Origin of the sequence: Rhodococcus sp. B10 (genome assembly GCF_011770055.1) — a bacterium.
In the GTDB taxonomy this organism is placed as follows: Bacteria; Actinomycetota; Actinomycetes; order Mycobacteriales; family Mycobacteriaceae; genus Rhodococcoides; species Rhodococcoides kyotonensis_B.
The window spans coordinates 23417-33175 of sequence record NZ_JAAFYV010000049.1 but is presented as its reverse complement, the minus strand read 5'-3'; the positions used below and the strand labels follow the sequence as shown (position 1 = coordinate 33175).

Genomic DNA, 9759 nt, shown 5'->3' with positions numbered 1-9759 from the left:
CCCGCCCCCCTTTTCGGACCGAAGGTGACATCTGGTCACTCTGAGTGACCGAGGGGCGCCCTCGCTGGTATCCAGGCCCGGGCGCCGACCGGACCGAAGGCCTCCCTTGCTCACTCGGAGTGAGCAAGGGAGGCCTTCGGTCGTTCGCGGGGGTCCGCCTGGGTACGTTGAGCGCTATGGCCGAACCTTCCGCGAAGGATGTCAAGAGGTGGCGACGCTACCTCGCCGACGAGCGTGCCGAGGCCGCCGTCTATCGCGACCTCGCGAGCCGACGCACCGGCGAGGAACGCGAGATCCTGCTCGCGCTGGCCGATGCCGAGGGTCGTCACGAGGAACATTGGCGACGGTTGCTCGGCGATCGCGTCGGGTATCCGCAGCCGGGTAGTCGACGGACGCGGCTTCTCGGCCTGCTGGCCAGGCGGTTCGGTTCGGTGTTCGTGCTCGCGTTGGCTCAGCGCGCCGAGACGCGGTCGCCGTACGCGTCGGATTCCGACGCCACCGAGGCCATGACGGCCGACGAGCAGATTCACGCGGAGGTGGTGCGCGCGCTGGCGGCGCGTGGTCGCAACCGGCTGTCGGGAACGTTCCGCGCCGCGGTGTTCGGCGCGAACGACGGGCTCGTCAGCAACCTCGCGCTGGTGTTGGGCATCAGTGGAAGCGGAGTGTCGAACCATATCGTGCTGGTCACCGGCCTTGCCGGTCTGCTCGCCGGTGCACTGTCGATGGGCGCGGGCGAGTACGTATCCGTCCGCTCGCAACGGGAGTTGTTGGAGGCGTCGTCGCCGGATCGGTCGGCGCGTGAAGCCGTCCAGCATCTCGACGTCGACGCGAACGAACTCGCGCTGGTGTATCGCGCACGAGGAATGACGCCCGACGAGGCCGAAGCTCGCGCGTCCGAAGTGCTCAGGAACCTCGGTCCCGACGACGAGATGCAGTCGTCGGTCGATGCACACGAAGCCGTCGGAACCGGCCTCGGGGCCGCGTCGGCCAGCTTCTGTTTCTTTGCATCGGGTGCAGTGATTCCGGTGCTTCCGTATCTGTTCGGGCTGGAAGGCTATGTGGCACTAGTGGTTGCATCGGTGTTGGTGGGCATTGCTCTGTTGGGGACTGGCGCGGTGGTCGGTCTGCTGAGTGGAGGCCCGCCCGTCAAGCGTGCGTTGCGTCAGCTCGCAATCGGCTACGGAGCTGCCGGGGCGACCTATCTGCTGGGCATGGTGTTCGGCGGCGGTGCCGGATAACAAATCACGCGCAATTTCAGGTCGACGCGCGTTACTGTCATTGCCATGTCGACTCTCTCTCGTTCGCTCGTCGCTGTCTGTGCGACTGCGTCTCTGGTGTTCGCCGGTGCCACCACCGCAGTCGCGGACGAGGTCGATCGGACGCCGGGCACCGTCGTCGCGGTCGAGGAGTTGGCACCGGAGCTGTGGCTTCCGGGCACTGCCGAGGCCAAGCGCATCACGTACTGGACCGTCGGGTCGGACAATCGGCCCGCACTGAGTACCGGCGCGTTCTTCGTCCCCGAAGGCACTGCGCCCGAGGGTGGTTGGCCTGTCATCGGATGGGCGCATGGCACCTCGGGTGTCGACGACGCGTGCGCGCCCTCGTTGGTCGGCCCTGCCGATCCCGAGCGTGACCGACAGTACCTGGGGGCCTGGCTCGGACAGGGTTACGCCATCGCGGCGACGGATTACGTCGGCCTCGGGACACCGGGCATCATGCCGTATCTCGATGGCAAGGTCTCCGCGCACAGTGTCGTCGATTCGGTGAAGGCATCGCGAGCGGTCGACGCGTCCCTGTCCGACAAGTGGGTCGTCGTCGGCCAGTCGCAGGGCGGTGGCGCAGCGATCACAACGGCCCGCTACGCGACGGAATACGGTGGCCCCGAACTCGATTACCGCGGCGCCGTCGGCACCGGGGTTCCGGCGAACATCGAATTGGCCCTGCTGCCACTGGGTCCCGGTGTGCTGCCGGTCTCGGCCAGCAAAGCGCTGACGACGTATCTGCTGTACATCCTGTCGGGGCTGCGCGAGGCGCATCCGGAGGTCGACATCGACTCGTACCTCACCGAGGAAGGCAGGCAAGCAGTCGACAAAGCCGAAACGTTGTGCGTCATCGAGGCCGAGGAAGAGTTCGACGGCCTGGTGTCGGGTGATCTGTTCTCCAGACCGCTCAACCAGATTCCCGACTATTACGGCCTGCTCAACGACTACATGGGTGTGCCGACGAGTGGCTACGACCGACCGGTCTTCATCGGCCAAGGTCTGACCGACGTGGATGTGCCTGCGCCGGCAGCGCTTTCGCTTGTCGCCCAGATGAAACTGAACGGCCAAGACGTCCGTCTGCACACCTATCCCACCGACCACAGCGGTGCGCTACTTCAGTCACAGGCGGATTCCATCCCGTTCGTGAAGCAACTGTTCGAATAGCGCCTCCTCCTCCGAGGGGGCTGAAAGGAAACATCATGCCCCCGAAGAAGGTGGGCTCGAAGCTGCTCAACTGGGCTTACCACATCGAGGACAACACGCTTGCGCAGGCGCGGGAGACCGCGTCCATGCCCTTCGTGCATCCGCACGTCGCCCTGATGCCCGACGCGCACAGCGGTATGGGCAGTGCCGTCGGCACGGTCATCCCGACGCTCGGCGCGGTCATACCAGCGGCCGTCGGTGTCGACATCGGGTGCGGAATGATCGGTGTACGAACGGGATTCACTAAGTCAGACCTCGGGGACCGTAACCTCGCCGACCTCCGGGCGGCGATCGAGCGGGCTATCCCACTGTCCATGGGCAACTACAACCGTGGATTCGACGTATGGGACTTCACCGCCTCGAAGCTCGCGGAGTTGGAGGGACTTGCCGAGGCCAACGGCGTCGATCTGTCGCACTCGCCGAAGTGGCGTGAGCAGCTTGGATCGTTGGGATCGGGCAACCACTTCCTCGAATTGTGTTTGGACACAACTGATTCTGTGTGGCTTTTTCTGCACAGCGGATCCAGGGGTGTCGGGAACAAGATCGCGAAGAAGCACATCGCGATTGCGCAGCGGTTGTGCAAGCAGTGGTGGATCGATCTGCCGAACAAGGACCTCGCCTACATTCCCGAGGGAGTGCCCGAATTCGGCCGGTACATCGAGGATTTGAAGTGGGCGCAGCGGTTCGCCTACCTCAACCGGGCCGAGATGATGGACCGGTTCGCTGTCGTCTTCGCCCAGTGGATGGGTGTCGACGATCACCACGAACTCGAGCGACTAAACTGCCATCACAACTACACCGTGAAGGAGAAGCACGGAAACAAGGACGTGTGGCTGACGCGTAAGGGCGCCGTCGATGCGCACGAGGGCGTCAAGGCGATGATCCCCGGCTCGATGGGGACGAGGTCGTACGTCGTCGTCGGCAAGGGGAGTGCCGCAGGTCTGTGCTCGGCGCCGCACGGCGCCGGACGGAGGTTCTCGCGGACCGAGGCGAGGAGGCGCTACACCGTCGAGGATCTGCGGAAGCGAATGGTAGGCATCGAATTTCGCGACGGCGAAGAGTTCGTTGACGAAATCCCCGACGCCTACAAGGACATCGACATCGTCATGGCCGACGCGGTCGATCTCGTCGACATCGAGCACGAGTTGCGGCAGATCCTGAATGTGAAGGGGACATAGCGCTTGAAAGCTCGGCGTCGGGCCGTCGCAAATTTACCCTCCTGTTGTGTGGCTTTCGGTGCTCGAACCGCACAATAGGAGGGTGAATTTTGCTCGGCGGGGCGTCACAACCATTTCTGACGCTTGAACACGAGGTACAGCACGCCGGAGCAGGCGAGCATCGTCAGCAATGCGAGCGGATAGCCGATGTGCCACTTCAGTTCTGGCATGTAGTCGAAGTTCATCCCGTAGATCGCAGCGATCAGCGACGGTGCGAACAATATCGCGCCCCACGACGAGATCTTCTTTGTCTGCTCCGTCTGATCTAAGCTGACCTGCGTCATCGCGCGCATCTCGTCGTTCTGTTGTTGCGCAACGAGAGTCGCGTTCGTCTGCAACGCATTTTGCAGGTTGACGCGGAACGCTTCCACACGTTCTGCGATGCGCACACAATGGTCGAGCACATCGCGGAGATTACGCTGGAGTTCGATGTCGACGTCGTACTTGTCTTCACCACGCTTGAGCGATTCGATCATGGCCACCAAGGGTGCGGCGGCGCGTTGGAATTCGGTTACCTCGCGCGAGAGGGTGTAGATGCGTCGGGATACCGAGGGATCGCGGGAGAAGAGCTGGTCCTCGATTTCGTCGATGTCGTTCTGCAGCCCCACCACGACGGGTTCGTACTCGTCGACGACCTGGTCGAGAATGGCGTAGAGGACGGCTTGCGTTCCCTGCCGTAACAGGTCGGGTGTCTCTTCGAGTCGTTTGCGGACCGTCCCCAGCTCGGGGGACTCGGCGTGGCGGATGGTGACGACGAAGTCCGGACCGAGGAACACATGGAGTTCGCCGAATTCGACCTTTTCGGTCTCGTCGATGTAGCGAGCGGGCCGCAGCACTACGAACAGCTGGTCGCCGTAGCGTTCGAGCTTGGGCCGCTGATGTGCTGCGATCGCGTCCTCGACAGCAAGGTGGTGCAGGCCGAATTCGGCTGCGATGGAAGCGATCTCATGGTCGTCGGGTCGATAGAGGCCGATCCAGGCCATGCCGTTGCGCTCGCGCATCGCCTCGTAGGTGTGGTCGAGGCTGTCGGGGTCCGCGGTGCGCACGCCGTCGACGTAGACAGCGTTGTCGACGATCGGCAACGTTCCTCACTCTGGTCTGTGGGAGTTCGTACAGTGCAAAGCCTGCCAGACCGAGGCCTCAGCCGTCAGAATGGGTGGATGGATCAGCGCATTCACTTCACGACGCTTGCGACCCCTGACCTCGACGCTGCCCGCGCCTTCTACCGCGATGGCCTCGGCTGGACGGCCCTGTTGGACGTCCCCGGTGAAATCCTGTTCTTTCAGATCGGCCCAGGGCTGGTCATGGGGCTGTTCGACGCGCAGAAGTTCACGGAGGACCTCGGGCACGATGGCGGTCCGGCCAAGGTCAGCGGGTTGACGTTGTCGCATAACGTCGACGGTCCCGCCGAGGTCGACGCGATCGTCGACCGAGCTGTCAAGGCCGGCGCGACGCTGGTGAAGCCGCCCCAACAGGCTGCATTCGGTGGGTATCACGGGCATTTTTCCGACCCGAACGGTGTGCTGTGGGAAATCTGCCACAATCCGGGCTTCTCCATCGCCGACGACGGGACCGTTCGGCTGCAGGAACTGTAGCCGCCCCCCAAGCGCGCAGGTTGCAGCGGATGCGCAGGTTGCAACGTGCGCGTCGGCTCGAAGGTGCGCGGGGGGTGGGGCGGGTCGAATCCTCACCCCGATTCCCGATTCTCACGCGATGCATCGAGTGAGGATTAGGATTCCGCATGAGCCTGCGGTGCCCCGGTCGTTCATAGCCGGAGCGGAGCTACCTCGGGCCCTGCGCCGAGATTCCCGACGCGTTCTGCTCATCGGTGTTCTCGGTGTCGGTGAAGAACTTCCTGAATACCGCTTGCATGGCCATGACAACGTCGATGTGACTTTGCAGCACGTCGACGAGGTTATTAGTTCCATCTGCGTCGACGGCCTTCTTCGAAAACCGTTCTGCGAGTGCAACACCCGATGGAAGGCTTCCGAACCCCTGAACGTCTGCGAGGTCCCTGGCAAGTCGCTGGTGCGCGATCAGTTTGTCGATGTAATTGGCGCACGCGCTGTCGCATGCCTGTGCGGCGGCAGGATTGAGATACAAGTTCCCCTCGTCCGCTGCGACCGCTAAGTCAGTCCAATATGCCGATGCAGCGGGCAGGCCTTCGGGTGACATCGCAAGTTCCCTTTACTGAGTGGGCGGAAAGTAGTCGATGAGGTCCGCTGCGTGATCGAGGAGGATTGCACAGGAATCGAGCAGAGTGGTGCCTTCATTTGTCAGAGAGAGACTGACCACGCCCTGATCGGTGTCGAAAACGATTCCGCAACGTTCGGCTTCGGTGTACGACGTGTAGTAGTGCAGAGATCCGGTTCTGGCTCCGAAAGTGGTCTCGGTGAAATCGCGAAATTGAGTGTTGTTTCGAAGATCCGTGGAGTCGAACATTGTGGACGTCAATGCTGTGAACGAATACCTCAGGTCACCATCGACATGTTCCCAGACACAGCGTGACCAGTCATCGACCTCGATACCCTCACCCCATCCAGCGCCACCGAGCGCCGGATCCAACCCCGTCCCCGCGAGGGCGTCTGCGGGGATGCTGCAGGGATCCCAACGCTCCTGAGGCACCCCCGTGACCTCGACCCCATCGACACCACCGCCACACCCGGCGATCAAGCAACCGGCAGCGATCACCGCCCACCGTTTCCGCATCGGCCCCCCTCGTCGCTGTCGAGGGTTTAGACGCAAAGGCAGGCGGCGCGGTTCCATGACGTAGTCGACCGATAAGCCGCATCCGGCCCTGAACGACCACTACGGCCAACGACGGCAGCTCAGTCGCTCGGCACCAACAAGATCACCGTCGTGTCCTCGTCGGCCAAGGTTCCAGCTCGGGGCGTCGTACCGGCGACCAGACCCGTCGCATCGGGGGAGCTGGCGATCACATTGTCGAAACCGGCCTCGCTGAGTCTTTCCGTCGCACCGAACACCGACATCCCCGTCACGTTGGGTACCCGGATCAGCTCACCAGCCTGTGCGACCCCGGCCGCACCGAACGATACGGCTCCCGCGACCACCACACCCGCCACTACCTTTCTCATCGAAGTTCTCATGTCCCCATCGTCATCTGCACCTGGGACGGCCGGCAGCGTTCGAGGTACCAAGCCCATACCGATCGACTCCCGGAGGTCACGGCCGAATCAAGTGCGACCATTACCCCGTGCTCGTAGATGTCCTCGGTTCTGTCGGTATCGCCGCGTTCGCGGCCTCCGGTGCGTTGATCGGTGTCCGGAAACGCCTGGACCTGTTCGGCGTGTGCGTCGTCGGCATCACGACGGGCATCGGCGGCGGCATCATCCGCGACCTTCTACTGGGCATTCATCCGCCGACGTCGCTCGACCAGTGGCCCAACATCGCGGTGGCGTTGGCGTCGTCGCTACTGGTGTTCGTCGCGCATCCCGCCATGAGCCGGGTACGTCGAGGCGTCCTGATCTTCGACGCATTCGGAATGGGCCTGTTCGCGTCGACGGGTGCAACGATCGCCCTCGACACCGGCGGCAGCTCACTGGCTGCCTGCCTCATCGGTGCGACGACGGCCGTCGCCGGTGGCGTCATCCGTGACGTCCTGGTCAACGAGGTTCCGTTGTTGCTTCGTCGCGACCTCTATGCGGTGCCCGCGTTGCTCGGCTCGACGACGGTAGCGGCCGTCGTGGGCTTCGGGTGGCCCGTGAACATCGGACTGATCGCGGGGACCGTCATCGCGACCGGCCTGCGCCTTCTTGCGCTGTGGCGACGCTGGAATCTACCCATTGCCCGACGTTTGCCCGCCGAAGACTAGGACCCTCTCAGACATATCTCAGTCCGTCGGGCCAAACTGTAACGATGCGCATCCTGGTTGTCGACGACGATCGAGCCGTCCGAGACTCGCTTCGGCGGTCCCTCACCTTCAACGGTTACACGGTCGAACTCGCTGTCGACGGCTTGGATGCACTCGAGAAGATCGCGGCGGCTCGCCCCGACGCGTTGGTTCTCGACGTCATGATGCCCCGCCTCGACGGCCTCGAAGTGTGCCGCCGGCTGCGCAGCACCGGCGACGACCTTCCGATCCTCGTCCTAACCGCCCGCGACTCGGTGTCCGAGCGCGTGGCAGGCCTCGACGCGGGTGCCGACGACTATCTGCCGAAGCCTTTCGCGCTCGAAGAACTTCTCGCGCGACTCCGCGCCCTTCTTCGTCGCACGGCGATGGAAGCAGGCGAAGAATCGGAAGCGATGGAATTCGCCGACCTCTCGCTGGACCCGGTGACGCGCGAAGTCACACGCGGCGGTCGGTCGATCAGCCTGACCCGCACCGAGTTCTCCCTGATGGAGATGCTCATGATGAACCCACGTCGGGTTCTGACGCGCAGCCGCATCCTCGAAGAGGTGTGGGGCTACGACTTCCCGACGTCGGGCAATGCGCTCGAGGTGTACGTGGGGTATCTGCGTCGCAAGACCGAGGCCGACGGTGAGCCGCGCCTGATCCACACTGTCCGTGGTGTCGGATACGTTCTCCGCGAAACGCCTCCGTGATGGTCGCTCCTTTCGCTCGACGGCCTCCTGGCCCACTCACCACCGACTCGTCGATGCGTCCCCCGATGCCGTTGACCCGGTCGGTGTCGCTGCGTTGGCGCGTGACGCTCCTCGCGGCGTCGGTGGTGGCCATCGCCGTCGCGGTGATGGCGATCGCGGCCTACGCGGTGGTGTCCCGCGCCCTGTACGGCGACGTCGACAACCAATTGCGGAGTCGCGCAGACGCGTTGATCAACAGCAACGTCGTCACGTTCGACCCGCGGTACGTGGCCGGTGCGACGCTGTACAGCACCGATGTGTCCGTCGCACTGATCTTCCCGGACCTCACCAAGTACGTCCCGCCTGGCTCGAAGGTGCCGATCGGCGAGGACGAGATCGCCGTCGCCGAGGGCAAGGTCGACAGTTCGCTGCGCACGGTCGACGGACAACGCGTCCTCAGTCAGCGTGCGATGGACGGCAGCGCAATCGTCATCGCCCAAAGGCTTTCTCCCACAGGGCAAGTGCTCGACCGGCTCGCGTGGGTTCTGCTCATCGTGGGTGGCTGCGGTGTCGTACTCGCAGCAGGGGCGGGAATGGCCGTCGGCAGAACAGGTCTGAGGCCGATCGCGCGACTGACCGCGGCCGCCGAACGCGTCGCGCGCACCGATGACTTGACGCCGATTCCAGTAACCGGCGACGACGAATTGGCCCGGCTCACCGAGAGTTTCAACACGATGCTTCGGGCTCTGGCCGAATCCCGCGGGAGGCAAAGCCGTCTCGTCGCCGACGCCGGTCACGAACTCCGGACGCCGTTGACGTCGCTGCGCACGAACATGGAGCTGCTGATCGCGTCGGGACGTCCTGGGGCGCCCTCGATTCCGGACGAGGACATGGCCGAACTGCGATCCGACGTCGTCGCACAGATTCAGGAATTGTCGACGCTCGTCGGCGATCTCGTCGACCTGGCCCGTGAGGATGCGCCCGAGACGGTGTTCGAGCGGGTCGATCTGGCCGACGCCGTCGAACGCAGTCTCGAGCGTGCGCGACGTCGCCGCAACGAGATCGAGTTCAGGGCCGTCCTCGAACCGTGGTTCGTGTACGGCGACCAGGCGGGACTGTCACGTGCCGTACTGAACATTCTGGACAATGCGGCCAAGTGGAGTCCCAGTGGCGGTGAGGTGCGCGTCATCATGCGTCAGATCGGCAATGGGCTCATGGAATTGACCGTCGACGACGCGGGCCCGGGCATTCCGGAAGAAGACCGCGAGCTGGTGTTCGAGCGCTTCTACCGTTCGACGGCGTCTCGCTCGATGCCGGGCTCCGGGCTGGGGCTCGCGATCGTGCGGCAGGTCGTCATCAAGCACGGTGGGACGATCGGCGTCGAGGTCTCGGACCGTGGTGGGACGCTGATTCGGGTCGTCTTGCCTGGTGAAAGTGGTATCGACCCGTCTGGAACAGTCTCGGCAAACTGATAGCTCTGTCTCAGCGCGCTCTCAGTCCCGCACGGCAAAGTAGTCGTTAACAAGGCGGGCGAC

General features: G+C 63.8%; 11 protein-coding genes. 7 read left to right on the top strand and 4 right to left on the bottom strand.

Annotation, left to right across the window (positions count from 1 at the left end; translation table 11 throughout):
• The first annotated feature begins 176 nt into the window (after positions 1-176).
• The 3 genes from RhoFasB10_RS24055 to RhoFasB10_RS24045 are packed head-to-tail and all read left to right on the top strand — an operon-like array spanning position 177 to position 3643.
• Positions 177-1238, top strand: a complete 1062-nt coding sequence (locus RhoFasB10_RS24055; RefSeq protein ID WP_167678971.1) for a VIT1/CCC1 family protein — start codon at positions 177-179, stop codon at positions 1236-1238.
• A gap of 45 nt (positions 1239-1283) precedes the next feature.
• On the top strand, positions 1284-2426 hold the full coding sequence (locus tag RhoFasB10_RS24050; RefSeq protein ID WP_167678969.1) for a lipase family protein: 1143 nt from the start codon (positions 1284-1286) through the stop codon (positions 2424-2426).
• A gap of 35 nt (positions 2427-2461) precedes the next feature.
• On the top strand, positions 2462-3643 hold the full coding sequence (locus RhoFasB10_RS24045) for an RtcB family protein (protein WP_167678967.1): 1182 nt from the start codon (positions 2462-2464) through the stop codon (positions 3641-3643).
• Between the two features lie 104 nt (positions 3644-3747).
• Here RhoFasB10_RS24045 and corA read toward each other — a convergent pair whose 3' ends face one another.
• Positions 3748-4764, bottom strand: coding sequence for a magnesium/cobalt transporter CorA (gene corA / locus RhoFasB10_RS24040; RefSeq protein WP_167678965.1), 1017 nt, complete (start codon positions 4762-4764; stop codon positions 3748-3750).
• Between the two features lie 78 nt (positions 4765-4842).
• Between corA and RhoFasB10_RS24035 the strand changes: the two genes are divergently transcribed.
• A complete protein-coding gene (locus RhoFasB10_RS24035) occupies positions 4843-5277 on the top strand; it encodes a VOC family protein (RefSeq protein WP_167678963.1) in 435 nt (144 codons plus the stop codon).
• A gap of 187 nt (positions 5278-5464) precedes the next feature.
• Here RhoFasB10_RS24035 and RhoFasB10_RS24030 read toward each other — a convergent pair whose 3' ends face one another.
• From RhoFasB10_RS24030 to RhoFasB10_RS26525, 3 genes are all read right to left on the bottom strand, one after another.
• A complete protein-coding gene (locus RhoFasB10_RS24030; RefSeq protein WP_240931436.1) occupies positions 5465-5785 on the bottom strand; it encodes a hypothetical protein in 321 nt (106 codons plus the stop codon).
• Positions 5786-5869: 84 nt separating this feature from the next.
• Positions 5870-6391: a DUF3558 family protein gene (locus RhoFasB10_RS26855; RefSeq protein ID WP_167678959.1), complete on the bottom strand. Its 522-nt coding sequence runs from the start codon at positions 6389-6391 to the stop codon at positions 5870-5872.
• A 119-nt stretch (positions 6392-6510) separates the two neighbouring features.
• A complete protein-coding gene (locus RhoFasB10_RS26525; protein WP_167674251.1) occupies positions 6511-6777 on the bottom strand; it encodes a PASTA domain-containing protein in 267 nt (88 codons plus the stop codon).
• A gap of 119 nt (positions 6778-6896) precedes the next feature.
• Between RhoFasB10_RS26525 and RhoFasB10_RS24015 the strand changes: the two genes are divergently transcribed.
• Genes RhoFasB10_RS24015 through RhoFasB10_RS24005 form a run of 3 tightly spaced genes read left to right on the top strand, consistent with a single transcriptional unit; the run spans position 6897 to position 9696 of the window.
• Positions 6897-7514 (top strand): trimeric intracellular cation channel family protein, encoded by a 618-nt coding sequence (locus tag RhoFasB10_RS24015; protein WP_068423892.1) that lies wholly within the window; start codon positions 6897-6899, stop codon positions 7512-7514.
• Positions 7515-7558: 44 nt separating this feature from the next.
• A complete protein-coding gene (locus RhoFasB10_RS24010) occupies positions 7559-8245 on the top strand; it encodes a response regulator transcription factor (RefSeq protein WP_068423894.1) in 687 nt (228 codons plus the stop codon).
• Positions 8245-9696 (top strand): HAMP domain-containing sensor histidine kinase, encoded by a 1452-nt coding sequence (locus RhoFasB10_RS24005; RefSeq protein ID WP_167678957.1) that lies wholly within the window; start codon positions 8245-8247, stop codon positions 9694-9696. The genes RhoFasB10_RS24010 and RhoFasB10_RS24005 overlap by 1 nt, the downstream gene beginning before the upstream one ends.
• Positions 9697-9759: the final 63 nt, after the last annotated feature.